Raw genomic sequence first — 25,807 nt, 5'->3', positions numbered from 1 at the left:
GTCAGCTATCGGCTCTGACCCGCGCCGGCGGGGGTGCACGGCCCAGCAGTGCCTGCACCAGCACGGCACTGCCCACGGTCAGCCCGCACAGCCCGCGCAGCAGCCCGGCCAGCGCCTCGCTGCTGGCCTGTCGCAGCAACGCCATTGAAAGATCCGGCACCCCGGCCGCGGCCTGCGCCAGCGCTCCGGTGGCCAGGTAGGCACCGGTACCTGTCAGCGATGCCGTCGGCAGGCCGCTGGTCACCGCCAGCCGATGGGTCACCAGCATCGCCAGCACGGCCGTCACCGCCGCCAGCGCGATGCCCTCGCCGGCCACCCGTACCGTGCCGAAAATGCCTGCCGCCATGCCGGCGCGCTGGACCGGCACAACACTGACCGAGAGCCCATCCATCAGCCCCCAAGGCAACGCCGTGCCTGCGCCAATCAACAGCAGCGCCGGCCACCACTGCGTGGGCGGCGCATGCAGCACGCGCTGGGACAAGGCGTACAAACCCGACGCGCAGACCAGCAGGCCGGACGCACACAACCGTGCCGCGCCCACGCGCTGCGCCCAGCCCGCCGCCAGCAGTGGCAGCACCAACATCGGCGCGGACAGCGCGAACATCTGCACGCCCACCTGCGCAGGTGACTGCCGCTGCACGCCGAGAAGGTGCAGCGGCAGGATCACCAGCAGCACCACGTAGCCCAGGCAGGTTGCCACCGGCAGCAGTTGCACGCCGACAAAGTCACGCTGCGTGAACAACGACAGATCCAGCAGCGGCTGCCGCTGGCGGCGTTCGATCTGCACGAAGGCCAGCAGCAACAGCCCCGCCGCGCAGAATGCGCAACGCACCCAGGCGGTGCCCATTCCGTGCTCCGCCGACAGCAGCAGGGCCACGGTCAACGCCGCCAGCATCAGGCTGAAACAAAGCATCCCGGCCACGTCCAGCCGCGCATGCTGGCCGCGGCTCTCATCCAGGTGGCGCCAGCCCAGTAGTAGCGCCGCCAGGGCCAGCGCGCCACCGCCGGCGAACACGCTGCGCCAGCCCAGCGCCTGCAACAGCAGCCCGGCCAGCAACGGCCCCAGCGCCAATCCCGCGCCGAACACGGTGCCAAGTAGCGCGAACACCCGGATGCGTGCGTGACCGTCGAAGCCTTGCGCCAGTGCCGCGCTGCCCGCCGCCAGCGCCGCCGCCGCGGCCACGCCCTGCGCGCCGCGGGCCAGGTCCAGCCACAGCAGGTCCGGTGCCAGACAGACTGCCAACGTGGCCAGCACGAAGGCACCGCTACCGCCAAGGAATAGACGCCGCCGCCCAAAGCGGTCGGCCAGCCCGCCAGCAGCCAACAGCAGGCTGCCAAAGGTGAGCATGAAGGCGTTGGTCACCCACGCCAGCGCAACGGGGCCGCCGTGCAGCTGGTTGGCCAGTGCTGGCACCGCGACTGCACCGGCGGAGAACGACAGCGGCAGAGCCAGCGCGGCCAGGCAGACCGACAGCAGACCCAGGCGCGGGTCGCGCGGCAGGAGGACAAGAGAGGACGCAGACATGGGGATACCGACAGGAACGGGCATTGACGATATAGATGCCGCTATCGCGGATAAATGCCCTCACTGTCGTTTGATTACGGACACTTATTCCGCAATCATCCGTACATGGATTCGATCACCGCTCTACTCGCCTTCGTCCGTACCGCCGAAACCTCCAGCTTCGTAGGCGCAGCGCGCAGCTTGGGGCTGTCTGCTTCCACCATCGGCAAGCGCATCGCGCGGCTGGAGAAAGAACTGGGCGTGCGCCTGTTCCAACGCACCACCCGCCGTGTCCATCTCACCGAGGAAGGCGAGCTGCTGCTACAGCGTTGCCGGCGCGCACTGGAGGAGTTGGCCGAAGCGCAGGCCGAACTGGCCCAGCGCGTGCAGGCCCCACGCGGGCTGCTGCGGATAGGCCTGCCCACCATCGGCTACCGCTTCCTGCTGCCGGCGCTGCCGGCCTTCCAGCAACGCTACCCGGATGTCCAGCTGGAGCTGGACTTCAACGACCGCCTGGTCGATGTCGTCAGCGAAGGCCTGGACGTGGTGATCCGCAGCGGCGACCTGGCCGATTCCAGCCTGATGGTGCGCCGCCTGGGCAGTTTCCGCTTCTTACTGTGCGCCTCACCCGCGCACCTGCAACTGCACGGCCAGCCCGGCACGTTGGCCGACTTGGCCGTGCACCCGGCGGTGCGCTTCCGCTTTCCCACCACCGGCAAGCTGCAGGCCTGGGCGTTGCCCGGCCACGAGAGCGATGCCGGTGCCGAGCTGGCCACGGTGATGACCTGCAACAACATGGAAGCACTGCTGGCCGCGGCGATAGGCGGCATGGGCGTGGCTTGGATGCCCGACTTCCTGGCCGCCGAGGCGCTGGCCGATGGCCGCCTGCAGGAACTGCTGCCTGACTGGCCGCGTCAATCCGGCCAGTTTTCGCTGCTGTGGCCGGGCAATCGACAGCCCAGTGCGCGGCTGCGCGTGTTTATCGACTACATGACCGCGCATTTGTTCACTGCCGCGCCGCACTGAGCCAATAGCATGGAGCGCGAGATCGACTTCGCGTAAAGGCTCCGCCCGATGACACGACTACCTGGCCCCCGCTTCCTCAACACCATCCTGCTTGGCGGCGACACGGACGGGAAACTCGATGCCGCCGCCGCGGCAGGATTCGCACAGGTCGAGCTGTGGCGTGAGGATGTCGAGTCCTCATCCGTCGCCGACGTGCGTGCAACCCTGACGCGCACCGGCCTGCAGCTCACCGACGTGCAGGTGCTGCTGGATTTTGATGGCGCTTCGGCTGCCACCCGCGAGGGCAAGCGTGCAGAGGCACTGTCATTGCTCGCGCTGGCGCACGACATGGGCGCAGGCACGGTGCTGGTCCCCGCCTGCACCGCGACCGACTACGTGCCCGACCGCGTCACCGATGATCTGCGCTGGCTGTGCGCGCGTGCCGCCGAACGTGGACTGCGCATCGCCTACGAAGGCATGGCCTGGAGCCGCCTGCATTCCACCCTGCCCTCGACGTGGCAGCAGATCGAGCAGGTCGGCGCGCCGAACCTGGACATCGTGGTCGATGCCTTCCACCTGTTCGCCGCCGGGCGCACCGCCGACGATCTGCGCCACGTGCCGGTGGAGCGCATCGCGCTGGTGCAGCTGTCGGACGTGCTGACCCAGCCACTGCCCGGCCAGGTCACCACGCAGGCGCGGCATCACCGCTGCCTGCCGGGCGATGGCCTCTGGCCGCTGGAGACGCTGATCGATGCGCTGGCCGCGATGGGTTACAGCGGGCCGATCGGGCTGGAGGTGTTCAACGACGCGCTGAAGGCCCGTGATCCACATGCGGTGGCGCGCGAGGCCATGGCAGCGCTGGAGGCCGTGCTGACGCGCTGAGGCTCGACGGCTGCCACCCGCGGGCCGTGTCGGGAAATCCGGCACGCGTAGGACGTCAGGACGTGTGCGGGTGTCAGCGTGGTTCGACTGCCGCCTTGGCGATCTGCGGCCACTGCCTGGCGACCGCCTCGATGTTACCGGTCACTACGGCCCGCAGATCACGCGGATAGCGCACGCCCTCGGCCTCGCTCAGCCGCGTGGCATGGAACTGGCCGTTGCTGGCGCGCAGGATCCAGCCGCCCTCGATGCAGGCGCGCGAGGCCAGGAACACGACGCCCGGCGCCACGGCCTCCGGGTGCAGCTCATCCGGCTCGCCTTCCACGCCCCACATACGGGTCTTGGCCACGGGCGAAACCGCGTTGACCACGATCCCATGCGCGGCGCCTTCGGCAGCCAGCACATTGACGATGCCGACCGCGGCCGACTTCGCTGCCGCGTAGGCCGCCAGCCCGTGCTGCACGTACTGCGGATACAGCGCGCGGTCGGAGGTGGTCAGCACGATGCGGCCATGCCCCTGCGCCTGCATCGCCGGCCACGCGGCCTGGGCGAGCCACAACGGCGCCTTGGCCGCGACCGCCATCATGTGGTCGAAACGATCCTCGTCCACCGCATCGATCCGCTGGTATTCGACCCAGCCCGCGTTGTGCAGGATCACGTCCAGGCGGCCATGCCGCTGCAGGATATCGGCGACCAGTGCGGCGGCCGGGGAGCGGGAATGGATGTCATGGTGGCTGGCCTCGACAGAGAGCCCCTCTGCACGCAGACGCGCAACAGCGTGATCGATACGCTGCCGATCACGGCCGGTACCGTCCAGCGTGGCGCCCACGTCCTGCATCACCACGTGTGCGCCGCGCTGCGCCAGCAACCGGCTGTAAGCGAAGCCGAGGCCACCCGCGGCGCCGGTGACCAGGGCGACCTGCCCGGCGAAAGAAAGTGTGTCGTTGATCGTCATGCGGACAGCATCCGCCCTGGGCCGCGCGGATGCCAATACCGATGAGAGCTTGCTGCGATACGCAGGGCGTATCGCACGCGGGATCCCTAGACGTGCGTGGGCTCGACGATCACTGCCGTGCCGTAGCACAGCACTTCGGTCAGGCCGGTCATCACGTCGGTGGCGTCATAGCGCATCGCGATGATCGCGTTGGCGCCGAGCAGCCGCGCATGGTTGGACATGTCCCGGTAGGTCTCTTCGCGCGCCTGCTCGCACAGCTGCGTGTAGATGGTGATGTTGCCGCCGAAAATGGTCTGCAGCCCGCCGAGGAAGTTGCCCACGATGGAACGCGAACGCACGGTGATGCCACGCACCACGCCCAGGCTGCGCACAACGCGGAACCCGGGCAGCTCCATCGCCGTGGTCACCATCGCATCATCGAGCCGGGTTGCAGGGCCTGCGCGGCCACCGCTGTTATAAGGATCCGCCATTGCTGCCTCTATCCAGGGTGAGTGCATCGGTCAGGCCAGCGCGCAGGGTGCGGCTGGAGGTGGCGGAAGGATAGCGCCAAGACGCGCACGGATGTGACGTCCACTCGCCTGCCGGCGCCCCTATACCCCACCGAGCCTGACCACCTGGTACACCGCCACATTCTGCTCTGCCAGCGCACGCACCACCTCGGGGATCAGCTGCATGGGCAGGTCCACTTCGTAGCCGTGCGGACGCGCGTGCAGGAGCGAGGCATCGAAATCGAAGGCAGGATTGTCGCTGGCGCGTTGAACGAGGAACGTGGTGATCGCATCGCGGGCGATGTTCTCCGATTCCCCGACTTCGAAATACACCCGGTACAGCGTGTCGCCGTAATCCCTTGGGGTGCCGTGCACGGAATCCACCGCTGGATCGGTCATCGCGTCCTCCTGTGTTGGCGCAGCGCGCCGGGAGCCAGCCGAAACCATACACCTCGGCCGGTCCCCAGCACCTGCACACACGGACGACATCGGATCGTCCTCAGCGACCGCGCGGATCCACCAGATCACTCCTGCTCCGCGCAAACACCGGTGCCGCTACGTCCAACGCCTTGTCACCCACCGGTCGCCCCGCCAGGAAGTCGCCGATGCCCGCCGCGATCTCGGGGTTCCCCACCCACAGTTCATTGTCGTGACTGGCACCACGCACCCGCAGCGTGCGGCTGTCGCTGAAGCCCGGCCGCAGCGCCTCGGCGTTGGCCGGCGGCGTGCGCCCATCCAGCGTGCCGCTGATGAACAGCACCGGCACCTTGCTGCGCAGCGGCCCGCGGAAAGCGTCGCCAAGATCGACCAGCCCCAGGCCATCACCGAGCGCGTGGACGATGGCAACCCGGTTGGCATTGGGATAGGAGACGTGTGCTGCTCAGTTGTTTCCAGGCTCTTATTAGGGATATCGGCATGAGATTGCCCTTCCAGCCGGATAGTTCAAGGCGTGTCAAGGTCGACACTGGTACAGGAAAGAACCCACGTGGCTACGGAGGTAGTGGACCATATCGTCGATGTGATTCCCGTTGACGACGAGCCGTTTGTCCAGAGGGTGCTCGGCCCATTTCGCGACCAGCCTTTCGCGCTTGGTGGCGCTAAGTCTTCCCCCCTCGTGAACCACAATGTTGCGAAGCAGGAAGAAGTTATAGATCCAACAGATAGCCGTGTCGCCGTTCAGCTGCGAATCGATGCTGTGCTTTTCGTGAATTGCCCTCACCATGCACAGCGTTTGATTCCTTATTTCGATCGGAACACCCTTTCTTCGCCCAGATACGATTCGAATGCTGCTTCCCGCTCGAGCTCCGAGACTCTCTCCGAGCTTCGCTATGAACACTTCGAATAGGGAGCACAGAGCAACCATCGCTTGGTAGGCATTCAGCCTTTCGTACTCACCGCGCTGATAAAGCTCTGTTACGTCATTGGCTTGACGAACCGTGGTCGCGACGAGCGGGAAGTCGTTGCTCATTCGCATCTCTAGCTCGTAGCCTTCTGGAAGCTCCAGGGAAGCAATTAGCTTGCCACTGGCTCCAGCGGCCAAGTAGAAGGTGGCCAGATCCGATACGTTCTTAAGGAACTGATCACACTGCTGCTCGATCACACTTAGATCATATTGCCCCACTCCAACTCCATATCACTCCGCATGAGAGATCGGAAGATATCAGCAATGAGCTCGCTGACAGCCAGTCTCCATCTGGAACATCGTCTTCAGGACCGGGGCGCTCTGTCTTCCAAGATCGACTTGGTGCAGCCTGCCGTTTCCTGGACTGAGCACGACCCAGCCCTAGGAATAGCAGATCACGAAGCGTGGGCGCCAAGTTCTTCACCAATGGTCGACCCGCTCGGCTGGTGATAGCCACACTTCAAGCCATCCCCATGTGCGTAAGTCCGGCATCAGTCGCGAACTGTTCCAAGACTGGTGGTTTGGGAAGTACGCTGATCAGTTCAAGACCCTTGAGCATCCTGCGCTGAAGAGCGTGACTCAGTTGGTCAACATGGTGAAAGCTGGGGAAGGGAATCCGTTCACGCATCCCAGCATGCGCCGTTGGCGGCATAACGCTGCTTGGGTCTGACAGTATGTCCGGCGCGGAGGGCTACCTGTGAATTGTCCAGGCTTATGTAGACATTGGCAGCGCGATGCTGGGGTCAGCTTCCTGCCAAGAGCAGACCTGCCTGGCTCTTCAGCACGGACAGCATCGGCGGAAGCAGTTGCTAACATTACAAGCTACTACTCCCTGGAAGGACGTCGCCCGCATGCCTTTCCTGGCTTTCCGCCGAGTCGCAGCGCTGACGCTCGTGGCGTTGCCAGCCTGTCTGTTTTCTACGTTATCAGCGGCGGAGCCTGCTTCTGAGACCAGCGCCTTCATCCACCCCATCAACAATGCCGAAGACGCCCCCTTGGTAGAACTGGGTAGCAGCGGCCTGCTGCGCTATGCCTTGTACTCCGAACGCGGTAGCGATCACGCGCGCAACATCGTCCCGGACTTCTCCCGCGCCGGCTACCAGGGCGGCGGCGTCAGTCTGCCCACCCGCTCCAGCATTCGTGTTGTCGAGGTCCTCGAGCCAAACGCCGAGGGTGACGACTATCCCCGCATCCAGGCAGCCATCGACGCGGTCGCCGTCCGTGTCCAGGACAGCCGGGGCCTACGCGGCGCTGTTCTGCTGCGGCGCGGCCACTATAGATTGAGCAAGACGCTGACCATCCAGGCCAGCGGCGTGGTGTTGCGCGGTGAAGGTCGAGGTGCCGACGGCACGGTGATCCGCTCCGAAGTCAGCGATCGGCAGGGCAGGATTCTTGAAGTGGGCAGCAGCGAATCCGCGGTTCCCCGCGCCGCTCTGGACCCACGCCGGACCGCCATCACCATGGACTACGTGCCGGTGGGGACGATGCGGATCACAGTGAAGTCCGCAGCCGGCTATCGCGTGGGCGATACGGTATCGATCGCGAGGGAACCCAATGCCCGCTGGGTCGGCCCCGAGGGCATCGATACCGCACGATACCGCTGGACGCCCAGCGACTACGCTGTGTACAGCGAACGCGTCGTCACCGCCGTAGACCACGACACGATCACCCTGGATGCCCCGATCATGGATGCCATCGCGACGCGCTTCGGTGGCGGCAGCGTCTATCGCACGGATCCTATCCGCATCTCGCAGGTGGGCATTGAAGACCTCCGCCTTGAGGGTAATCCCGAGACCGGTACGGTCAACGGCACCGCCGATTCCGGCCCCTTTACTGCGCTCCGCTTGGGTGCAATTTACAACTCATGGGTTCGCGGTGTAACGGTGCGTTATGTGTCGCATGGATTCGTGACCCGCAACGGCGCGCAGTTCAATACCCTGCAGGACATTGCCTATCTCGACCCGAGGTATGGCGAAACCCAAGGCGCCCGTCGCTATGTGTTCCTTTACGAGGGCAACGCCGCCTTCAATCTGATCCAGCGCTGCTACAACCAGGGCGGCAGGCATACCTTCGTCATCGGCGCACGTGTACCCGGTCCCAATGTGTTTCTCGACTGCCTCGCCGTAGGTGACAGCAATGACAGTGGTCCACATCATCGCTGGTCCACCGGCACGCTGTATGACAACACCAAGGGATACATGCTGCGGGCACAGAACCGCCGGCACAGCGGAACGGGGCACGGGTGGGCGGGCGCGCAGCAGATGTTCTGGAACACCGAGCACGACATCTACGTCATCCAGGCGCCGCCGTTCGCGATGAACTGGAGCGTGGGACAGGTGGGCGCTATTGCACCGGGGAAATTCCCGCCTGAGGAACCTGCGGGGATCGTGCAATCGATGGGCCAGGTGGTGACACCTCGCAGCCTGTATCTGCAGCAGTTGCGTGATCGTCTGGGCGAACAGGCGGTGATCAACATCACCACTGAAGCGCAACGTGACGGACGTATCTGGGACAGCTTGGCGGCTGGTGCGGGGGACTAGCGCTCGCACCAAAGAGATCGTCCTGAAGCGAGGGTTCGCTTCCGGCCAAAATCGGACATCGGCGACCTCTCCGACTCCGCCCTCAGCGAGTAGACGTTTTGGATTCAGGCACAAACTGCATCGGCCGCTCGGGCCACGCACATGCGCTGTTGAACCTGAACTCCAGTTTCGGCGGTGCATGGCGAGGGGTGAGTCCGTTTCGGAACCCGAGCCACATCAGCGCCGTGTCCAGCGGCTGTTCCTGCTCGAATTCCGCACGCACGAAGCATTGGCGGTTCAGGTCGCCCGCGGGCGCGATGTGCAACTGAGTGGGGCAGCCAGGCGCAGCTGCGTCGGCCACCTGGCGATCGATCTGCACCTGCATGGCGTCGAGCATTTCTCCAACGGTGAGCAGATACCAACCCGTCGTGTCGATCCGGATCTTGTGCATCGTTGCGAACTGACAGTGCAGGGAGGCGCGTAACACGGAATCTGTCTGCGCCTGCACTCTGTCCCACATTCCCTCGAGGATGACGATCGAACACCCCTCCGGATCATCCGTTCCACAAGACGTGAGCAGGGCATCGTTGCCACCCCACAAGCCGAACTGATTGCGCACGCCTGTGCCGTATCCCATGTAGAGCTGGCTGATGACAGCGTCCTTTGGGTTCCGCCGCATCCAATCGACGTCATCGGCGGGAAGTTCGCCCAGAAGTCGATCGACGGCTTCATCAACCGTACCAGGCCAGGGTGTGCTCGCCGGCGCTTCAGGCGCGCGCGGCGCGCACGCGACCAGCCCCAGCGAAAGCAGCGTGATCGTCCAGATCAGCGTCTTGCGCATGACTGGCCGGCCTCAGCCCGGGCGCTGGCGGCGCGCGTAGTCCACCAGGTCGCGCGGATAGACGCGATGGTCGATGGCGCTGTCGTCGATATCGTAGAGATACGCGATGGCGGCCGCCTCGAACGCCCAGTAGCCGACGAAGCGGCCATCGTCGTCCACATGGCTGTCATGCCAGGGCGCGTGCTCGAAGGCGGCGTACCAGCCCTCGCAGTAGGTGGCAAGCAGCGTGCTGGCCTCTTCCGGTGTATCGGCGTAGATTGCCTGCACAAGCGGCGTGCAGTAGTCGTGGAACCACTCGTCGACATCATGCCGGTCCGGCAGCACGCGCATCAGCAGGTCTTCATACAGCGTATCGCTGGCGACGAAGTTGGCCTGGTCCATCAAGGCGGCCACGCGCGCCAGCAGGTCCGGACGCCCCAACAGGATGCAGAGCGCGAACAGCTGCGTGCATTCCAGGTATTCATCCGGCCAGTGATCGATCGCAAACGGCGCAATCAGCGGTTGCCGCTCGTACTGGGCAAGCATCTGCTGGCGATGCTCCACGTGTTCCACCAGTGCTTCCAGCAGGGGCGGCAGCGACTCGACCGGGTGGCCGGCGGTGTAGGTGATGTACAGGTGCTCGGCAGCCAACCGCTGGAACCAGCGCGCGCGCAGCGAGCGTTCTTCCGTGTCCGAATCGGACTGGAAGCGGTGTTCCTGGAAAAAGGCGATCGTCGCTTGGCGGTCTTCCAGGAACTGCGCGTAGTGCTGGGCTTCAAGCGGAGCTTGGCGTGGCTGCATGGATCTTCCTTGACCGGGCATGTGCCCCCGGGATCGCCGGGCGCCGCAAACAAAAAAGCCGACCAAACGGCCGGCTTCTTCATGTTGCAGCGTGGTGGGCGGTACAAGGTTCGAACTTGTGACCCTTGCCGTGTGAAGGCAATGCTCTACCGCTGAGCTAACCGCCCGATGCTGCTGAGCCGCTCATTATAGGGCGGCAAATTTCGACGTCAACGGTTTCACCGAAATTTCTTCACATCGTGTGCGTGGGCTTGTCCGCGGTCAGGATGCCGGCCAGCAGGGTCTCGATCCGGTGGCGAACGGTCTCCCCTTCCGCGCCATCGGCCAGCTGTACGCCGATGCCTGCGGCACGGTTGCCCTGGGCCCCGGCCGGGGTCACCCAGATCACCTTGCCGGCCACCGGCAGGCGCTCGCTGGAGTCCGGCAGGGTGAGCAGCAGGAACACCTCATCGCCCAGGAAGTAGCGCTTGGGCGTGGGCACGAAGATGCCGCCGTTCTTCACGAACGGCATGTAGGCGCTGTACAGCGCGGCCTTGTCCTTGACGGCAAGGGACAGGATGCCCTGTCGGGCGTTGGTGGCGCTCATGCTCTATTCCCCTTGGCGTGCCGTTCGTTGACCTTTCCCCAGGCCAGCAGCAGCTCAACCACCGCAAGATCGGCGCGCACCGTGGTGCGCAGCAGGTCACGGGTGCGGTTGGCCGCATCGAACCAGGCGGCCAGCTTGTGCAATCGATCGGGATCGGTCAAGCCACCGCCGGTGGCCTGGGCCAGGGCGAGATCGGCGGCGTGCCGCAGGCGCAGGGCGGCGTTGTCGTCCGCGGTCCAGCGCTGGGCCAGTTCTACCGCGCCGGAGCGGCCGGCGACGAGGGCCTCCAGGTCGGTGGCGACCTGGCGGCGCAGGGCCAGGCCATCCTCGCGCAGCCACTGGTCGGCCAGGCCGGGGTGGCCGCGGGCAGCGTCCAGTGCTTCGCGGGCGCTGGCCTCGCTGTGGCCCAAAGTCTGCAGCCAGGCGAGCGCTTCCTCGCGCGGCGGCAGCTTGAACTCCAGGCGCTGGCAGCGGCTGCGGATGGTGGCCGGCAGGCGCGCGGGGTCGGCGCTGATCAGCCACAGGTAGCGGCCGGGCTGCGGCTCTTCCAGGGTCTTGAGCAGGGCATTGCAGGCGGCGCGGTTGATGGCGTCGGCGGGGTCGACGATCACCACCTGGGCCACGCCGTACTGCGGGGTCAGCGAGAGCTTCTGCGAGACCTCGCGGATCTGCTCGATCACGATCTCGGTGCGCAGCTTGTCGCCGGATTTGTTGGGGATGAACGAGATCCGCTGCAGGTCCGGGTGGGTGCCGGCGGCCAGCAGCTGGGCGCTGCGCTTGGCCGCGGCCGGCTCGCCCTGCCCCAGCACGTGCTCGGCCAGCCGCAGCGCGACGCCCAGTTTGCCCAGGCCGGCCGGGCCGCAGAACAGCAGGCCATGGCCGAGGCGACCGGCGTCGAGCGCGGCCACGGTCTGGTCATAGGCGCGCTGCTGCCAGGGGGAAAAGGGTTCAGCCACGATCCGGCTCCTGTGCCAACCATGCATCCACGGCCGCCACCACCGCGCCGGCGACGCCGGCCTGGTCCTGGCCGGCGTCGATCAGGCGGTAACGTGCGGGGTCTTCGCTGGCGCGCTGGCGGAACACCGCGCGCACCCGCTGGAAGAAATCATCGTGCTCGCTCTCGATCCGGTCCGGCCACATGTCGCGGCCGTTGGCGCGCGCGCGGCCGACCGCTACGTCCACATCCAGCAGCAGGGTCAGGCCGGGCAGCAGGCCGACGGCGCGGCGCTCCAGATCGGCGATCCACGCCGGGTCCAGGCCGCGGCCACCACCCTGGTAGGCGTAGCTGGAATCGGTGAAGCGGTCGCACAGTACATAGGCACCGCGCTGCAGCGCCGGGGCGATCACCTGGCGCACGTGCTGGGCGCGGGCGGCGAACACCAGCAGCAGCTCGGCCTCGGCCGAGAGCGGCTCGGCGGCGATCTCCTCGTCCGGCTTGAGCACCAGCCCGCGGATGCGCTCGGCCAGCGCGGTCCCGCCGGGCTCGCGGGTCAGCACCACCTCATGCCCGCGCGCCTGCAGGGCCTCGCGGATCGCGTTGATGGCGGTGGTCTTGCCGGCGCCCTCGCCCCCTTCCAGGCTGACGAAATGCGGGTGCCGGTGCAGCGCGGGACTCATCGGGGTGCGGCCTCTTGGGTACGTTTGCTGCGCAGCTGCTGCAGGTAGCGGGCAACGGCGGCGTTGTGGTCGGTGTAGTTGGCCGAGAAGATGTGCGCGCCACTGCCATCGCCGACCGCCACGAAGTACAGCGCATCGCCCTTGGCCGGCTGCGCGGCCGCATGCAGCGCATCGCGCCCGGGCATGGCGATCGGGGTCGGGGTCAGGCCGGCGCGCGTGTACGTGTTGTACGGCGTATCGGTGGTGAGGTCGCGCTTGCGGATGTTGCCGTCGTAGCTGCTGCCGATGCCGTAGATCACGGTCGGGTCGGTCTGCAGGCGCATGCCGATCTTCAGGCGGCGCATGAACACCCCGGCGATCTGCGGACGCTCGCTGGGCAGTGCGGTTTCCTTCTCGATGATCGAGGCAAGGATCAGCAGCTCATACGGTGAGTTCAGCGGCAGATCGTCCACGCGGCTGTCCCACGCGGCGGTGAGTTCTTTTTCCATGGCGGCATGCGCGCGCTTGAGCACGTCGATGTCGCTGTCGCCGCGCTGGTAAACGTAGGTCTCGGGCAGGAAGCGGCCTTCCGGGTGTTCGCCGGGGAAACCAAGCGCCTTCATCAGCGCGGCATCGTCCAGCGCATCGGTGGTGTGCACCAGCGGATCGGCACGCTTGAGCGCGGCGCGCAGCTGGCGGATGTTCCAGCCTTCCACGATGGTGACGCGGTGCTGCAGGACGCGGCCCTGGCGCATGCGGGTCAGCAGCTCGCGCGGGGTCAGCGCGGGATCGAGCGCGTATTCACCGACCTTGAGCTTGCCGGCGGCGTCGAGCTGGCGTGCCAGCAGCTGCCATTGGGTGTCGTTGCCCTCGTCCACGCCGGCCTGGCGCAGCTTGCCGAGCACGGTGCTGAAGCCATCGCCCGAGGCGATCACCACGCTCTCCGCGCTGGGGGTGACCGGCGCATCGGCAAACGCGCCCTGGCGATGCCAGAACCATGCGCCTGCGGCCGCGACCAGCAGGACCACCACCAGCAGCACGGCCAGTACGGCCAGACATCCGCGTTTCGCACCCGCCATGGTCACCTCGAATGAAATTCTTCGCCGCGCAGCATACCGCGCGGGTACTGCACACCGCCAAACGGCTCAGGCATCGCTGCCCAGCGCACGCAGCAGGCCGCGGGCCTTGGCACGGGTTTCGTCCAGTTCCTTGTCGGCGACCGAATCGACCACGATCCCGGCCCCGGTGCGGAAGCTGGCGGTGTCGGCGGCCACTTCGGCGGTGCGGATCAGGATGTTCAGGTCCAGGTCGCCATCGCGGTTCAGCCAGCCGAACGCGCCGGTGTAGGCACCACGCGCGGTCTGCTCCAGCTCGGCGATGATCTGCATGCAGCGCACCTTGGGGCAGCCGGTGATGGTGCCGCCGGGGAAGGTCGCGGCGATCACCTGGCCGGGGCTCACGTCCTCGCGCAGGCGGCCACGCACGTTGCTGACGATGTGGTGCACGTGGGCGTAGCTCTCCACGGTCATCAGCTCATCCACCTCCACGCTGCCCGGCGCGCAGATGCGGCCGAGGTCGTTGCGCTCGAGATCGATCAGCATCACGTGCTCGGCGCGCTCTTTGGGGTGGCCGACCAGCTCCTGGATGCGCGCGGCATCGTCATCGCCGGCGAAGCGCGGGCGGGTGCCGGCGATCGGGCGGGTCTGCACGTCATCGCCGTGCACCGAGACCAGGCGCTCGGGCGAGGAGCTGACCACCGCCCTGCCCTGCGCCATGAACAGCCCGGCGAACGGCGCGGGATTGGCCACGCGCAGCTGCGCGTACAGCGCCTGCGGCGAGAGCGTCCCGGCGAACTGCGCATTCCAGCGCCGCGAGAGATTCACCTGGAACACGTCACCCGCACGCAGGTAGTCGATCACCTTGCCGACGCCATCGGTGAAGCGCTGCGGCGCGTCCTCACCGATCGCGACCGGTGGCTGCCACGTCGGCAGCGGCGCCAACGTGGCGGCCGCAGCGAGGTCATCCTGCAGGGTCTGCAGCAGCGCCGCCTGCCCGGTCTCGCACACGGCGTGGAACTGGCCGAGCACGCGATCATGCAGCACCGCCGCCGGGCAGCGCAGCGCCAGCGCGGCGGGCAGCCCATCGGCGCGTGCCGGCAGCGCCAGCACGTCCTCGATCTGGCCGGCCAGTTCGTAATCCAGCATCAGCGCCCAGCCACCACGGAACGGCAGCGTGGTTTCTTCGCGCGGCTGCCGCAGCGCGGCCCAGTGCGCGTCCAGTACGTCGAGGAAGCGGCCGTCATGGGCGACGCCGTCCGCATCGCGCACCACGCCGTCGGCGTGCAGTGCGAGCGCTTCACCGTTGCCCATCAGCAGCAGGTCCCAGCGGCCCTGGGCGGTGCCCGAGGCGGTGGACTCCATCAGCAGCGGATAGCGCTGCGGGGCCAGGCGCTGCAGGGCCAGCAGGTCGGTGGTGGCGGGCAGCGGAAGCGTCTGGAACATGACAGGACACCGGAAGGGCGCGCAGCGTGCGCGGGGGCCAGATACACCAAGGCCGCCATGATGGCGGCCCGGGTGGGAGGACACGGAACGGGCGGTCAGACGCGCTTGAACACCAGCGTGCCGTTGGTGCCGCCGAAGCCGAAGCCGTTGGACATCACCACATCGACCTTGGCCTCGCGTGCGGTGTTCGGCACGTAATCCAGGTCGCAGCCCTCGCCCGCTTCATGCAGGTTGATGGTCGGCGGAATGATGTTGTCGCGCAGCGCCAGCACCGAGAAGATCGCTTCCACGCCGCCGGCCGCGCCGAGCAGGTGGCCGGTCATCGACTTGGTGGAGCTGACCATCATCTTGTAGGCGTGGTCGCCGAACGCGGTCTTCATGGCCATCGTTTCGCCCAGGTCGCCCAGCGGCGTCGAGGTGCCGTGCGCGTTGAGGTAACCGACCTGGTCCGGGGTCACGCCGGCGTCCTTCAACGCCATGGTCATGCAGCGTGCCGCGCCTTCGCCGTTCTCGCTCGGGGCGGTCATGTGGTACGCGTCCGAGCTGGCGCCGAAACCGGCCAGCTCCGCATAGATGCGCGCGCCACGCGCCTTGGCGTGTTCGTACTCTTCGAGGATCAGGATGCCGGCACCGTCGCCGAGCACGAAGCCGTCGCGTTCCTTGTCCCACGGGCGCGAGGCTTCCGCCGGCGCATCGTTGCGGGTGCTCATCGCCTTCATCGCGCAGAAGCCGCCCAGAGCGGTCGGCGAGGAGCCGCGCTCGGCACCACCGACCACCATCACGTCCGCGTCGCCGTACTGGATCATGCGCATCGCGGTGCCGATCGAGTGGTTCGAGGTCGCGCAGGCGGAGACCGCCGAGAACGACGGACCCTTCAGGCCGGTGATGATGCTCAGCTGGCCCGGGAGCATGTTGATGATGGTCTTGGGCACGTAGAAGGGCGAGATCTTCTTGCCCTCGTGGAAATCGATGGTCTGCTCTTCGATGCCCAGCAGGCCGCCGATGCCCGCGCCCACGATGGCGCCGATGCGCTCGGCGTTGCCGTCGGTGATTTCCAGGCCCGAATCGTTCAAGGCCATGAAGGCGGCACCGAGGCCGTAATGAATGAACGGGTCCATCTTCTTGGCATCCTTGCCAGTGACCCGGAATTTGCCGAACTGTTCGTTGTCGGCGGTGATGTCGAAGTCCCTGACCTCACCTGCGATCTTGGTGGTGAAACGGTCCAGGTAGGACTGCGAAACGTTGGTCAGCGGACCGATGCCGGAACGGCCTTCGGTGATGCCCTTCCAACTGCTGGCCATATCATTGCCCAATGGCGAGACCATGCCCATGCCGGTAACGACGACGCGACGCTTCATTGCAGATTCTCCTGACCCGGGTGTTGCGGGTATCACGCGGTATAACGCTCAAAAGCACAGGGCCGCAAGCGCGGCCCCATGGGTTTGCCGCACGCGGTCGCGGCAATCGCCACGGCCGCGCGCGAGCCGCCTGACATCAAGCCTTGACGTGGGCGTTGATGTAGTCGATCGCAGCCTGCACGGTGCTGATCTTTTCGGCTTCTTCGTCCGGGATTTCGCACTCGAACTCTTCTTCCAGCGCCATCACCAGTTCAACGGTGTCCAGCGAGTCAGCGCCCAGGTCATCGACGAACGATGCGCTGTTGGTGACTTCCTCTTCCTTGACGCCAAGCTGTTCGACGACGATTTTCTTGACGCGTTCTTCGATGGTGCTCATTGGATATCGCTCCAGATGGAGTAGTGGTTCAAAAATGACGCCATCCGGTGAGGGATGACCGTGGGATAGTGTAGTGGAAACCAGCGACACCTTGCATTGCAGCAAAACATCAAACGGATCAACCACTTGCGGCGCAATCCATGCGCCACATGCTTACGGCATGTACATGCCGCCGTTCACATGGAGGGTTTCGCCGGTGATGTAGCTGGCCGAAGGACCGGCCAGGAACGCCACCGCGTTGGCGATATCGGACGGCTCGCCGAGCCGCTCCAGGGCGATCGACTTGACCAGGCCGGCGCGCTGCTCTTCCGGCAGGGACTTGGTCATGTCGGTATCGATGAAGCCCGGCGCGACCACGTTGACGGTGATCCCGCGCGAGCCGATTTCCTTGGCCAGCGACTTGGAGAAGGCAATGATGCCGGCCTTGGCCGCGGCGTAGTTGGCCTGGCCGGCATTGCCGGTCACGCCGATCACCGAGGCGATGTTGATGATGCGGCCCTTGCGCGCCTTCATCATGCCGCGGATGACGGCCTTGGAGGTGCGGAAGACGCTGGTCAGGTTGGTGTCCAGGATCGCCTGCCAGTCTTCTTCCTTCATCCGCAGCAACAGGTTGTCGCGGGTGATGCCGGCGTTGTTGACCAGGATGCTGATGGCGCCGAATTCCTTGGCGATACCGTCGAGGACGGCCTCGAGCGCAGCGGCGTCGGTGACGTTCAGCGCGCGGCCGTGGCCACCCACGGCGGCCAGGCGTTCGCCGATGGCGGCGGCACCGGCGTCGGTGGTGGCGGTACCGATGACGGTCGCGCCCTGCGCGGCCAGTGCGTCGGCGATCGCGGCACCGATACCCCGGCTGGCGCCGGTGACCAGTGCGATTTCACCCTGAAGGGGCTTGCTCATCTCATTTCCTCAAACGGGACCGGTCCGGCCGGCCTGGCACGAAGCCATTCCAGCATGGACGCGATCGGAAGACATCAGGCGGCCCAGGTCTCGCGGGCCGTCTCGAAATCGGCGGGCGTGGACAGTGTGCGCGCGTCCAGCGATTTGTCGATGCGCTTGATCAATCCGCTCAGCACCTTGCCCGGGCCGCATTCGGCCACGCGGGTGACGCCACGGCCGGCCAGGGCCTGCACGCAGCCGGTCCACTGGACGGGCAGGTAGAGCTGCTGCACCAGCGCCTGGCGGATGGCGTCGACGCCGTCATGCACGCGGGCATCCACGTTCTGCACCACCGGCAGCGCCGGAGCGCGCCAGTCCAGGCCAGCCATGGTTTCCGCCAGGCGGTTGGCGGCTTCGCGCATCAGCGGGGTGTGCGAGGGCACGCTGACGGCGAGCTTGACGGCCTTGCGGACGCCCTTCTCGGCCAGCAGGGCGAGCGCGCGGTCCACGGCGGCAGCGTCGCCACCGATGACGATCTGGCCGGGCGAGTTGTAATTGGCGGGCACCACGACCTGGCTGCCGGCGGCCTGCTCGCAGACCTCCACGACCAGGGCGTCTTCGGCGCCGAGCACGGCGGCCATGGCGCCGACGCCGGTCGGGGCGGCTTCCTGCATCAGCTGCCCGCGCAGGCGCACGAGGTGTGCGCCGTCACGCAGGGTCAGCGCGCCGGCGGCCACCAGGGCGGTGTATTCGCCGAGGCTGTGGCCGGCCAGCACGGCCGGCTGGACGCCACCCACGGCGTTCCAGGCGCGCCACACGCCGATGCTGGCCGCGAGCAGGGCCGGCTGGGTGTATTCGGTGCGGTTGAGCATTTCCTCGGGACCGCCCTGCGACAGCGCCCACAGGTCGACACCGGCGCCGTCGGAGGCTTCGGTGAAGGCCTCGCGGATCTGCGGGTGCAGCTCGGCCAGTTCGGCCAGCATGCCCAGCGACTGCGAGCCCTGGCCCGGGAACACGAATGCGAGATTGGTATCGGTCACGCGATCATCCGCCTGCAAAAATCGAACGGCGAATGATAAAGGGGAACGTCGCCCTTCGTCTGTACTGCCGCGTATGTCGGGCCCTTCGTCAGGTAAACAGCTGGAGGATGTCCAGGTCGCCGTCGGTGAAGAAATCGAAGCAGAGGGCCACGACCATCAGCACGCCCAGCGTGGTGGCGCCGTGGACGATCAGGATGGAGTGGGCCAGCGCGCGGGCGGAGCGGCCCATCTTCAGGCTGGCGCGGGCCAGGCCCTGCAGGCGGCCGGTGACGTCGTGGGCATGCGCGAGGACCGGGGCTTCGGCGCCGTCCATGGCCTGGGCCATGAGGGTCTGGAGCTGCTGCGGGCGGTCCTCGTAGTACTTGGCGACGCCGTAGCCGAACATCAGCCAGTCGCGGGCCTGGGCCTGGGCGAGGTCCATGACTTCCAGGGGGTCTTCCTCGAAATCGATGAAGCCGATGGCGCTGCCATCCCAGGTGAGGTTGCGCGGCAGAGGCTGGCCGAAATAGGCGCCCTTGCTGTGCGCCTGGGCGATCGCATGCATGGCCGCGGACACGAGGCGGTCGCGACCGGCGTCGTCGGCTTCGCGCAGGCAGGTGTTGAACGAGGAGCCGTTGTCGCCCAGCACCAGGGCCGCGTGGCCGCTGCCGATCACGCTGGGGACGTTGACGCCCTGGGCCTGCAGTTCGGACAGGCGGCGGGCTTCGGTTTCGCGGGCGGCGTCGCCGCCACGGTGCGGCGGCGGGCGCAGGGCATCGAGCTGGAAGCGGCGGGCGATGAAGTTCAGCAGGCCCAGCGCGACCACGCGGCTTCCTTCGCCGTACTGCTTCAGCCAGGCGCGCTGCCCTTCAATGACGATGGGCTCAACCATGACAGTTCTCCTGAAATGCATACGGCCCCGTAATGGGGCCGTAACGACAGCGTCACGTTGTCGTAACTGACGCTATCAATAACGCAGCAGAGCAGAACCCCACGTGAAGCCGCCGCCGAAGGCTTCCAGCAGCAGCAGCTGGCCACGTTCGACGCGGCCGGAGCGGACCGCGTGATCCAGCGCCATCGGCACCGAGGCCGAGGAGGTGTTGCCGTGCTTGTCCACCGTCACCACGACCTGGTCCATGGACATGTCCAGACGCTTGGCGGTGGCTTCGATGATGCGCAGGTTGGCCTGGTGCGGGATCAGCCAGTCCAGGTCGTCCTTGGTCAGCGCGTTGGCTTCCAGGGTTTCGTCGACGACCGAGTCCAGCGCCTTGACGGCGTACTTGAACACGTCGTTGCCCTTCATCAGGATCGCGCCGCGGGCATTCTCGCCCTCGCCGAAGCCAGCCGAGACGCCGACCGGGTTCCACAGCAGCTCTTTCTTGCTGCCATCCGAATGCAGGTGGGTGCTGAGGATGCCGGTGTCTTCGTCGGCCTTGAGCACGACGGCGCCCGCGCCATCGCCGAACAGCACGCAGGTGGTGCGCTCGGTCCAGTCGACGATACGGGTCAGGGTTTCTGCACCGATGACCAGCACGTGGCGTGCATCACCGGAGCGGATGAATTTGTCGGCCACGCTCAACGCGAACACGAAGCCCGAACAGGCGGCGTTGACGTCGAAGGCGGGGCAGCCGGTCGCACCGAGCTTGGCCTGGATCAGGCACGCGGTGGACGGGAAAATCAGGTCAGGCGTGGTGGTACCCACCACGATCATGTCGAGCTGCGAAGCGTCGATACCGGCCGCTTCAAGCGCACGTACCGCGGCGTGGTAGCCGAGGTCGCTGGTGGTCTCGCCTTCGGCCGCAATGTGCCGTTCGCGAATCCCCGTACGCGATTGAATCCACTCATCGCTGGTGTCGACCATTTTCTCCAGATCCTGGTTGGTCAACACTTTTTCGGGCAAATAACTACCAGTGCCCGCGATCCTCGAGTAGATCCGCTTGCTCATTACATGTCCTGTAGCACGATCACCAAATGGGGTGATCGGGAAGAATGGGGTAAAGGCCGCCGCCCGACCGGGCAGCGGCCTTCACAAATCAATCTTCTTCGACGGCCGAGTTCGACTTGGTCGTGATCACCTTCTTGCCGCGGTAGAAACCGTCAGCGGTGATGTGATGACGCAGATGCACTTCACCGGTGGTCGGATCGGTGGACAGCTGCTTGGCGCTCAGGGCGTCATGCGCACGGCGCATACCGCGGCGGGACGGGGTGACACGGGATTTCTGCACAGCCATGGGATTGCTCCAAACTCGGTTCGTTTTGCTTCGTCGTATCGTCGCGCAGGACGCCAGCGCCCAGCACAGTTTTCGCTTTCGCCGCAGCCGCCGACGACAATCCGGCTGCTATTGTTTTTTCAGTGCCGCCAATGCCGCGAACGGATTGGCCTTGCTGATTTCTTCTTCGGTCGGTGCCCAGTCCTTGTCCACGGCCTCACCATCGGGAGACAGCGGCACGACGGGCACGGCCAGGACGAGTTCGTCCTCGACCAGTTCCAGCGGTCGCAGCATGCCGTCTTCCGGCACCAGCCACGGTTCCCAGCCTTCCGGCAGCGAGGACTCTTCCTCTTCGCTGCGGATCAGGCCGAGCCGCTGCACCATCGAAACCGGCAACAGGAAACGCTGCAGGCTGCGCTGACAGATCAGCGGCAGCGCGGTGTCGATGGACAGTTCAACATAGGATACCTGCAGGATGTCGTCGTGCGCGAATTCCAGTGCATAGGTGCACGTTCCTTCGGTATCGGCGACAAGGCCCTGGAGGCGGGTCAATTCCGCTAGATCCACCTGGCCGTCGAAGCACCTGCGTGCTGCGACCATCCGCCAAGCATCCAGCATTTCGGGCACGTTTGCGGACATAAGCCGCTGAATGTTAAGGATCGTCCGGGCTGCTGTCAAATACCTGCGCAGTCAGGTTGCCGATCCCCGCCCCAAGGGCCCAGACTGCCGGCCTTCCGTCCCCGGTATTGTCGCATGACCCCACTGCTGCTTGCCTCCACTTCCCGCTACCGCCGCGACCTGCTGGAGCGGCTCGGCCTGCCCCTGGAGACCGCCCGCCCCGAGGTGGATGAGACGCCCGCCGCCGGCGAGGCCCCACGCGCCGTAGCGGTGCGCCTGGCGCGGGCCAAGGCCGAGGCGGTGGCCCGGATCCACCCCGGCCGCTGGGTGATCGGCTCGGACCAGGTCGCGGAACTGAACGGCGCCCCGCTGGGCAAGCCGGGCACGGTCGACGCTGCCCACGCGCAGCTGGCCGCGATGTCCGGGCAGGTGGTGGAGTTCCACACCGCGGTGAGCCTAGTGCGCGATGGCGAGGCGCTGGAGACCTGTGACCTGACCCGGGTCCACTTCCGGGCCCTGGGCGCGGCCGAGATCGCCCGCTACGTGGCCGCCGAGCAGCCGCTGGACTGCGCCGGCAGCTTCAAGTGCGAGGGCCTGGGCATCACCTTGTTCGAGGCGATCGAGAACCGCGACCCGACCGCCCTGATCGGGTTGCCGTTGATCGCGCTGAGCCAACTGCTGCGCCAGGCCGGCTACACCCTGCCCTGAGCCTCAGCGCAGCTGCAGCGCCTGCAGGCAGCCCGCATCGAGGTCGCCGGTCGCCCAGCCGACCCAGCGCCCGGCCACGGGCATGGCCAGGCCCACCGGCCGTCCCGCACAGTGCAGGACCAGCCGCGGCGCCCTGCTCTGCGCAGTGAAGTCGATGCGCCACGCCGTGCCACCGAGCGTGTTGCGCACGGCCACCAGGGACACATCGCGGATCGGGACGGCCACGGCCGTTGACGCCGTTCGCTCTCCCTGCAGATGAAGGGTTTCCGGCCAGGCGAACATCGCGCTGCCGTGCGCACGCAGGCTGGGCAGCGCGGCCTGCACTTCGGCGGGCACGCTCTCGCCATGGGTCTGGTCCGGATCGACCACGCCGGCCGCCGCGGCCGTGGCGGTCATGCTGGCCACGCGCTGCATGCTGGCGCCCAGGTAGGCCATCCATGCCGTACTCGGCAGGGCCGCCACGGCCAGCAGCAGCGCCGCCCAAGCCACCACGCGGGGACGGCGCGGGCCAACGCGCACGAGCGTCCACAGCAGCAGACCGGACCAGAACAGCCACGACCAGGGCACATAGCGCGGCGCGGCCAACTGGGCGGGGAAGTCGGCGAAATAGGACCAGCGGCTGAGGGCGACCAGCCCCCCCACGGCGAGGCCGAACCAGGCCATCGCCAGCGCGACGGATTCCCCTGCCCCGGCGCTGCGCCCGCGCTGCCCGCTGCGCCAGGTCATGCCAAGCAGGCCGACCACACCGGCCGCGCCGATCAGCAGATGCGGCCAGCGCGAGGTCATCACCGGTCCGAACAGCGACTGGTACGCGCTCGCCACGGCATGCACCGCACTGCGCACCGGCGCGAACGGCAGCTGCTGGGCCGCCGCCGGATCCAGTGCCGGCCACGCCAGATAGATGAAGGGCGAGGCGAGCCAGCGCAGCAGCACGTCCAGTTGTGCCAACGGCATCAACCCCATCTGCGAAGGCATGCCCGTGCGCCCCATGCCCAGGTGCAGGCCAACGGCCACGAACAGCCCGGCGATCAAGGGCAGCCAGTGCGACACCGGTGCACGACGCACCGCCAGCACCGCGGCCAGCCCGACGAACACCGCCACGCCACTGCCGAAGGAGAACGTCGCCGCCACGCCACACACGGCGGCCAGCACCGCACCGCGGCGATCCCCACGCAGCAGCAGGGCGACACCGGCCATCAGCGCGACGGTGATCAGGTAGGCATGCACGGACTCGTTGCCATGGGTCAGCGCGCGCTGGCTGCCCAGCCAGAAGATCGACAACACGCCGACCAGGGTTGCCGCGGCGCACACCGACGGCGCCAGCGCATCGGCCTTGAGGATGCGGGCCAGCAGCCACACCGTCGCCAGCGCCAACACCATCCCGGTGCCGATCTGCAGCCATTGATTGCCGTGCAGCCAGCACAGCTCGGCGTAGCGCACCAGGTTCGGCAGGATTTCGCGGTGACCGTTGTCCGATACCAGCACGTTGGACGGCCATGGCATTTCCAGCAGCTTCTGGGTGAAGCGCCATGGATCGGCGTACAGCACGCGCGGCGAGAGCCAGGCCATGGCCGCGAGGCCCACCCCGACGACGGCCGCCACCGCGCACCACAGCAGGCGCGTCAGCACGGGCGACACCTTCGCGGCAGGCGCGTGGGCAGCAGACAAGGGGGCAGATTCCTGCGGCGCATTGCGCATGAGGGTGTCATCCATGGAAGAGCACGTGCGCTCAGCGCGCGGGGACGGTGAAGGCCTGTTCCTGCCACTGCTCCACGCTGCCGTCCTTGCCGTGCAGCGTCATGCCCAGCCAGTGGCGGCCGGGCGCGAGGTGGTCGGTCTTCAGCGTGGCATCGAAGGCCACGTCGGGGTGCTGCGGATCGGTGGAGATCTTCCAGGCACCGGTGATGTCATACGCGCGCCCATAGACCGCATCGCCGACCGGCATGCCATCGATCAGCAGCTCGACCCGGTCGATGCCGACGCCATCCTTGAAGGCCCAGCCACGCACCTCGAGTGGGTCGCCGACTGCGGCGCCGGGCTGCGGCGTATCCACCCAGGCCATCGCCGGGGTCACGCACGGCCCTTCGGCGCGCTCGGCCGGCAGCCTGAAAAGCAGGAAGCGCTGGTAGCCGTGATCGTTGCTGACCACGCGCGGCGGCGGCAGCGGCCCCACCTGCTCGCAGACCGCGTGGTACCGCTCCAGCAGATCGCGATAGCGTTGATCGCTGGGCGAGAGCACCAGCAGCATCGGCGTATCGCGCTGGCCGTCGTGCAGCAATCCCCACAGGCCGAGCTGTGCGCTGCGGCCATGCTTGTCGTTCAACGGATGGCGCAGCACCTCGATCGAGGGATCGCGCAGCTGGAAGCCCAGTTCCGCGCCGACCTTGAAGTTGCCGGCCAGCACGCGCGTACCGGGCGGCATGCGTTTCAGTTCTTCGCGTACCGCGCCGGCCAGCGGTTCCCAGCCGGCGAAGTTGCGCGGGTAATACTTGTAGCCCGCCAACTGCTCGCGCACGCTCGGAATGGAGACCATCAGGTAGTAGCCGAAGGCCAGGGCGAGCCCGGCACCGGCCAACCACCAGCCGGTGCGGCGCAGCCAGCGCGGCCAGCCGTTGAGCACTACCGGCACCGCGATCAGCAGCGCGAGGTAACCCGGCAGCGGCCAGTGGAAACTGATGCGCTCCACATCGGTGAAGAAGCCCAGGCCGAAGATGGACAGCGTCGATACCGCGCCGATCAGGCCGAAGTAGCGCCATTGCGCGCGCGCGCCACCGCCCGAGCGGGTACCGGCCAGGGCCACCTTCCACATCGCGATGCACAGGATCGGGGTGACCAGCATCGGCTGGATCACCAGGAACCACAGCCCGCTCCATTCGAACGCCCACGGGTGGCGCTCGACCACCTGGAATTTCAGGCCCGCATCATGGTTGTCGGCATTCCACGACAGCAGCGGCAACCACGCCAGCACGCCCACAGCCAATGCGACCCACACGCGCGGATCGCGCAGCATGCGCCGGCCCTGCGGCAGCACCAGCAGCGCGATGAAGCCGACCACGATCACGCCGATGAAGCGGTAATGGCTGAGCGCGCCGATCGCCAGGCCAGCGGCCAGCTTCACTGCCGCCGCCGCATCGACACTGCGCAGCAGGCGCGCGCCGGCATCCAGGCACAGCACCGCGGCCAGCGCCATCGGCACATCCGGCACGGCCAGCATGCCCAGCGTGGCCGACAGCGGCATCAACAACGTCAGGCTGCCGGCCTGCCAGCCGGCCACCGCACCGAACCAGCGCGTGGCGATCCGCGAGACCAGCCATGGCAGCCACGCACCGATCGCCAGGAACGGCAGGCGCAGCGCGAGCACATGGTTGCCGCCCACTTCCACGCCCAGGCGTGCCAGCCATGCGGTCAGCCCGGGCAGGTCCGAATAGGCCGCGGCCAGATGCTGGCCTTCCTGCCAGTAGAAGGCTTCGTCCACGAACAAGGGCAGACGTGCGGCCACCACCAATTTGACGGCGGTGACCAGCGTCCACAACAACAGGAATATGGTGCGTGCGCGTTGTTCGCCCTGCATTGCTCTATAGAATCA

The 25,807-nt window shown here is 66.9% G+C and carries 27 protein-coding genes and 1 tRNA gene; 4 read left to right on the top strand and 24 right to left on the bottom strand.

Features of this window, described 5'->3' with window-relative positions; genetic code table 11:
* Position 1: 1 nt before the first annotated feature.
* Positions 2 to 1,525, bottom strand: a complete 1,524-nt coding sequence (locus HH110_RS18590) for an MFS transporter (RefSeq protein WP_176990990.1) — start codon at positions 1,523 to 1,525, stop codon at positions 2 to 4.
* A 105-nt stretch (positions 1,526 to 1,630) separates the two neighbouring features.
* Here HH110_RS18590 and HH110_RS18585 point away from each other — a divergent pair, with 105 nt between their 5' ends.
* Entirely contained in the window at positions 1,631 to 2,530 is a 900-nt protein-coding gene (locus tag HH110_RS18585) for a LysR family transcriptional regulator (protein ID WP_176990989.1), read from the top strand.
* Between the two features lie 48 nt (positions 2,531 to 2,578).
* Positions 2,579 to 3,391, top strand: a complete 813-nt coding sequence (locus HH110_RS18580; RefSeq protein WP_176990988.1) for a sugar phosphate isomerase/epimerase — start codon at positions 2,579 to 2,581, stop codon at positions 3,389 to 3,391.
* A gap of 73 nt (positions 3,392 to 3,464) precedes the next feature.
* On the opposite strand, the gene HH110_RS18575 is transcribed toward HH110_RS18580, so the two are convergent.
* The 5 genes from HH110_RS18575 to HH110_RS18555 form a co-directional block, all read right to left on the bottom strand.
* Positions 3,465 to 4,343, bottom strand: coding sequence for an SDR family NAD(P)-dependent oxidoreductase (locus tag HH110_RS18575; protein WP_176990987.1), 879 nt, complete (start codon positions 4,341 to 4,343; stop codon positions 3,465 to 3,467).
* Positions 4,344 to 4,429: 86 nt separating this feature from the next.
* Positions 4,430 to 4,813: a YbjQ family protein gene (locus HH110_RS18570; protein WP_121043079.1), complete on the bottom strand. Its 384-nt coding sequence runs from the start codon at positions 4,811 to 4,813 to the stop codon at positions 4,430 to 4,432.
* A 120-nt stretch (positions 4,814 to 4,933) separates the two neighbouring features.
* Positions 4,934 to 5,230, bottom strand: coding sequence for a hypothetical protein (locus HH110_RS18565; protein ID WP_206677563.1), 297 nt, complete (start codon positions 5,228 to 5,230; stop codon positions 4,934 to 4,936).
* 100 nt (positions 5,231 to 5,330) lie between these two features.
* Positions 5,331 to 5,597, bottom strand: a complete 267-nt coding sequence (locus HH110_RS18560) for an alpha/beta hydrolase (RefSeq protein ID WP_342589254.1) — start codon at positions 5,595 to 5,597, stop codon at positions 5,331 to 5,333.
* Between the two features lie 186 nt (positions 5,598 to 5,783).
* Positions 5,784 to 6,431 carry a hypothetical protein gene (locus HH110_RS18555; RefSeq protein ID WP_176990986.1) on the bottom strand — a complete coding sequence of 216 codons (648 nt, stop codon included), beginning with the start codon at positions 6,429 to 6,431 and terminating at the stop codon, positions 5,784 to 5,786.
* A 653-nt stretch (positions 6,432 to 7,084) separates the two neighbouring features.
* On the opposite strand from HH110_RS18555, the gene HH110_RS18550 reads away from it, so the two are divergent.
* Complete coding sequence (locus HH110_RS18550) at positions 7,085 to 8,773, top strand: hypothetical protein (protein ID WP_176990985.1); 1,689 nt, start codon at positions 7,085 to 7,087, stop codon at positions 8,771 to 8,773.
* A gap of 82 nt (positions 8,774 to 8,855) precedes the next feature.
* Here HH110_RS18550 and HH110_RS18545 read toward each other — a convergent pair whose 3' ends face one another.
* The 16 genes from HH110_RS18545 to HH110_RS18470 all read right to left on the bottom strand — a co-directional run bounded on the left by HH110_RS18545 (position 8,856) and on the right by HH110_RS18470 (position 21,534).
* The gene (locus HH110_RS18545; RefSeq protein ID WP_176990984.1) at positions 8,856 to 9,593 is read right to left on the bottom strand and encodes a DUF6794 domain-containing protein; all 738 of its coding nucleotides are present in this window, start codon (positions 9,591 to 9,593) and stop codon (positions 8,856 to 8,858) included.
* Positions 9,594 to 9,605: 12 nt separating this feature from the next.
* A complete protein-coding gene (locus tag HH110_RS18540; protein ID WP_176990983.1) occupies positions 9,606 to 10,373 on the bottom strand; it encodes a PoNe immunity protein domain-containing protein in 768 nt (255 codons plus the stop codon).
* 92 nt (positions 10,374 to 10,465) lie between these two features.
* Positions 10,466 to 10,540, bottom strand: a tRNA-Val gene (locus HH110_RS18535).
* A gap of 65 nt (positions 10,541 to 10,605) precedes the next feature.
* Complete coding sequence (locus tag HH110_RS18530) at positions 10,606 to 10,959, bottom strand: PilZ domain-containing protein (protein ID WP_088432861.1); 354 nt, start codon at positions 10,957 to 10,959, stop codon at positions 10,606 to 10,608.
* Entirely contained in the window at positions 10,956 to 11,915 is a 960-nt protein-coding gene (locus HH110_RS18525) for a DNA polymerase III subunit delta' (protein WP_176990982.1), read from the bottom strand. The genes HH110_RS18530 and HH110_RS18525 overlap by 4 nt, the downstream gene beginning before the upstream one ends.
* Positions 11,908 to 12,576 (bottom strand): dTMP kinase, encoded by a 669-nt coding sequence (gene tmk, locus HH110_RS18520; protein ID WP_176990981.1) that lies wholly within the window; start codon positions 12,574 to 12,576, stop codon positions 11,908 to 11,910. The genes HH110_RS18525 and tmk overlap by 8 nt, the downstream gene beginning before the upstream one ends.
* Positions 12,573 to 13,634, bottom strand: a complete 1,062-nt coding sequence (gene mltG, locus HH110_RS18515; RefSeq protein ID WP_176990980.1) for an endolytic transglycosylase MltG — start codon at positions 13,632 to 13,634, stop codon at positions 12,573 to 12,575. The genes tmk and mltG overlap by 4 nt, the downstream gene beginning before the upstream one ends.
* Before the next feature lie 66 nt (positions 13,635 to 13,700).
* A complete protein-coding gene (locus HH110_RS18510) occupies positions 13,701 to 15,056 on the bottom strand; it encodes an aminodeoxychorismate synthase component I (RefSeq protein WP_176990979.1) in 1,356 nt (451 codons plus the stop codon).
* Between the two features lie 95 nt (positions 15,057 to 15,151).
* A complete protein-coding gene (gene fabF, locus HH110_RS18505) occupies positions 15,152 to 16,414 on the bottom strand; it encodes a beta-ketoacyl-ACP synthase II (RefSeq protein ID WP_176990978.1) in 1,263 nt (420 codons plus the stop codon).
* A gap of 136 nt (positions 16,415 to 16,550) precedes the next feature.
* The gene (gene acpP / locus HH110_RS18500) at positions 16,551 to 16,790 is read right to left on the bottom strand and encodes an acyl carrier protein (RefSeq protein ID WP_017357544.1); all 240 of its coding nucleotides are present in this window, start codon (positions 16,788 to 16,790) and stop codon (positions 16,551 to 16,553) included.
* A 153-nt stretch (positions 16,791 to 16,943) separates the two neighbouring features.
* A complete protein-coding gene (gene fabG, locus HH110_RS18495) occupies positions 16,944 to 17,687 on the bottom strand; it encodes a 3-oxoacyl-ACP reductase FabG (RefSeq protein WP_176990977.1) in 744 nt (247 codons plus the stop codon).
* Positions 17,688 to 17,761: 74 nt separating this feature from the next.
* Entirely contained in the window at positions 17,762 to 18,706 is a 945-nt protein-coding gene (fabD, locus tag HH110_RS18490; protein WP_176990976.1) for an ACP S-malonyltransferase, read from the bottom strand.
* Positions 18,707 to 18,794: 88 nt separating this feature from the next.
* The gene (locus HH110_RS18485) at positions 18,795 to 19,577 is read right to left on the bottom strand and encodes a serine/threonine protein phosphatase (protein ID WP_176990975.1); all 783 of its coding nucleotides are present in this window, start codon (positions 19,575 to 19,577) and stop codon (positions 18,795 to 18,797) included.
* A 75-nt stretch (positions 19,578 to 19,652) separates the two neighbouring features.
* Entirely contained in the window at positions 19,653 to 20,630 is a 978-nt protein-coding gene (locus HH110_RS18480; RefSeq protein ID WP_176990974.1) for a beta-ketoacyl-ACP synthase III, read from the bottom strand.
* Between the two features lie 88 nt (positions 20,631 to 20,718).
* A complete protein-coding gene (gene rpmF / locus HH110_RS18475; protein ID WP_017357626.1) occupies positions 20,719 to 20,916 on the bottom strand; it encodes a 50S ribosomal protein L32 in 198 nt (65 codons plus the stop codon).
* Positions 20,917 to 21,024: 108 nt separating this feature from the next.
* Entirely contained in the window at positions 21,025 to 21,534 is a 510-nt protein-coding gene (locus tag HH110_RS18470; RefSeq protein WP_121043054.1) for a DUF177 domain-containing protein, read from the bottom strand.
* A 114-nt stretch (positions 21,535 to 21,648) separates the two neighbouring features.
* Here HH110_RS18470 and HH110_RS18465 point away from each other — a divergent pair, with 114 nt between their 5' ends.
* Entirely contained in the window at positions 21,649 to 22,221 is a 573-nt protein-coding gene (locus HH110_RS18465; RefSeq protein ID WP_176990973.1) for a nucleoside triphosphate pyrophosphatase, read from the top strand.
* Positions 22,222 to 22,224: 3 nt separating this feature from the next.
* On the opposite strand, the gene HH110_RS18460 is transcribed toward HH110_RS18465, so the two are convergent.
* On the bottom strand, positions 22,225 to 23,934 hold the full coding sequence (locus tag HH110_RS18460; protein WP_241696634.1) for a hypothetical protein: 1,710 nt from the start codon (positions 23,932 to 23,934) through the stop codon (positions 22,225 to 22,227).
* A 16-nt stretch (positions 23,935 to 23,950) separates the two neighbouring features.
* A complete protein-coding gene (locus HH110_RS18455) occupies positions 23,951 to 25,792 on the bottom strand; it encodes a glycosyltransferase family 39 protein (protein ID WP_176990972.1) in 1,842 nt (613 codons plus the stop codon).
* Positions 25,793 to 25,807 lie beyond the last annotated feature (15 nt).

This window comes from Stenotrophomonas sp. SAM-B, from assembly GCF_013387485.1.
Taxonomy (GTDB): domain Bacteria; phylum Pseudomonadota; class Gammaproteobacteria; order Xanthomonadales; family Xanthomonadaceae; genus Stenotrophomonas; species Stenotrophomonas maltophilia_AA.
Note: the sequence above shows the minus strand (reverse complement) of the source record. Positions and strands in the feature narration are given on the sequence as shown.

Bases quoted from the DNA above. Each gene is read 5' to 3' on its own strand.
- HH110_RS18590 (WP_176990990.1), bottom strand. From the start codon at position 1,525: ATGTCTGCGTCCTCTCTTGTCCTCCTGCCGCGCGACCCGCGCCTGGGT.
- HH110_RS18585 (WP_176990989.1), top strand. From the start codon at position 1,631: ATGGATTCGATCACCGCTCTACTCGCCTTCGTCCGTACCGCCGAAACC.
- HH110_RS18580 (WP_176990988.1), top strand. From the start codon at position 2,579: ATGACACGACTACCTGGCCCCCGCTTCCTCAACACCATCCTGCTTGGC.
- HH110_RS18575 (WP_176990987.1), bottom strand. From the start codon at position 4,343: ATGACGATCAACGACACACTTTCTTTCGCCGGGCAGGTCGCCCTGGTC.
- HH110_RS18570 (WP_121043079.1), bottom strand. From the start codon at position 4,813: ATGGCGGATCCTTATAACAGCGGTGGCCGCGCAGGCCCTGCAACCCGG.
- HH110_RS18565 (WP_206677563.1), bottom strand. From the start codon at position 5,230: ATGACCGATCCAGCGGTGGATTCCGTGCACGGCACCCCAAGGGATTAC.
- HH110_RS18550 (WP_176990985.1), top strand. From the start codon at position 7,085: ATGCCTTTCCTGGCTTTCCGCCGAGTCGCAGCGCTGACGCTCGTGGCG.
- HH110_RS18545 (WP_176990984.1), bottom strand. From the start codon at position 9,593: ATGCGCAAGACGCTGATCTGGACGATCACGCTGCTTTCGCTGGGGCTG.
- HH110_RS18540 (WP_176990983.1), bottom strand. From the start codon at position 10,373: ATGCAGCCACGCCAAGCTCCGCTTGAAGCCCAGCACTACGCGCAGTTC.
- HH110_RS18530 (WP_088432861.1), bottom strand. From the start codon at position 10,959: ATGAGCGCCACCAACGCCCGACAGGGCATCCTGTCCCTTGCCGTCAAG.
- tmk (WP_176990981.1), bottom strand. From the start codon at position 12,576: ATGAGTCCCGCGCTGCACCGGCACCCGCATTTCGTCAGCCTGGAAGGG.
- mltG (WP_176990980.1), bottom strand. From the start codon at position 13,634: ATGGCGGGTGCGAAACGCGGATGTCTGGCCGTACTGGCCGTGCTGCTG.
- HH110_RS18510 (WP_176990979.1), bottom strand. From the start codon at position 15,056: ATGTTCCAGACGCTTCCGCTGCCCGCCACCACCGACCTGCTGGCCCTG.
- fabF (WP_176990978.1), bottom strand. From the start codon at position 16,414: ATGAAGCGTCGCGTCGTCGTTACCGGCATGGGCATGGTCTCGCCATTG.
- acpP (WP_017357544.1), bottom strand. From the start codon at position 16,790: ATGAGCACCATCGAAGAACGCGTCAAGAAAATCGTCGTCGAACAGCTT.
- fabG (WP_176990977.1), bottom strand. From the start codon at position 17,687: ATGAGCAAGCCCCTTCAGGGTGAAATCGCACTGGTCACCGGCGCCAGC.
- HH110_RS18485 (WP_176990975.1), bottom strand. From the start codon at position 19,577: ATGGTTGAGCCCATCGTCATTGAAGGGCAGCGCGCCTGGCTGAAGCAG.
- HH110_RS18480 (WP_176990974.1), bottom strand. From the start codon at position 20,630: ATGAGCAAGCGGATCTACTCGAGGATCGCGGGCACTGGTAGTTATTTG.
- rpmF (WP_017357626.1), bottom strand. From the start codon at position 20,916: ATGGCTGTGCAGAAATCCCGTGTCACCCCGTCCCGCCGCGGTATGCGC.
- HH110_RS18470 (WP_121043054.1), bottom strand. From the start codon at position 21,534: ATGTCCGCAAACGTGCCCGAAATGCTGGATGCTTGGCGGATGGTCGCA.
- HH110_RS18465 (WP_176990973.1), top strand. From the start codon at position 21,649: ATGACCCCACTGCTGCTTGCCTCCACTTCCCGCTACCGCCGCGACCTG.
- HH110_RS18460 (WP_241696634.1), bottom strand. From the start codon at position 23,934: ATGGATGACACCCTCATGCGCAATGCGCCGCAGGAATCTGCCCCCTTG.
- HH110_RS18455 (WP_176990972.1), bottom strand. From the start codon at position 25,792: ATGCAGGGCGAACAACGCGCACGCACCATATTCCTGTTGTTGTGGACG.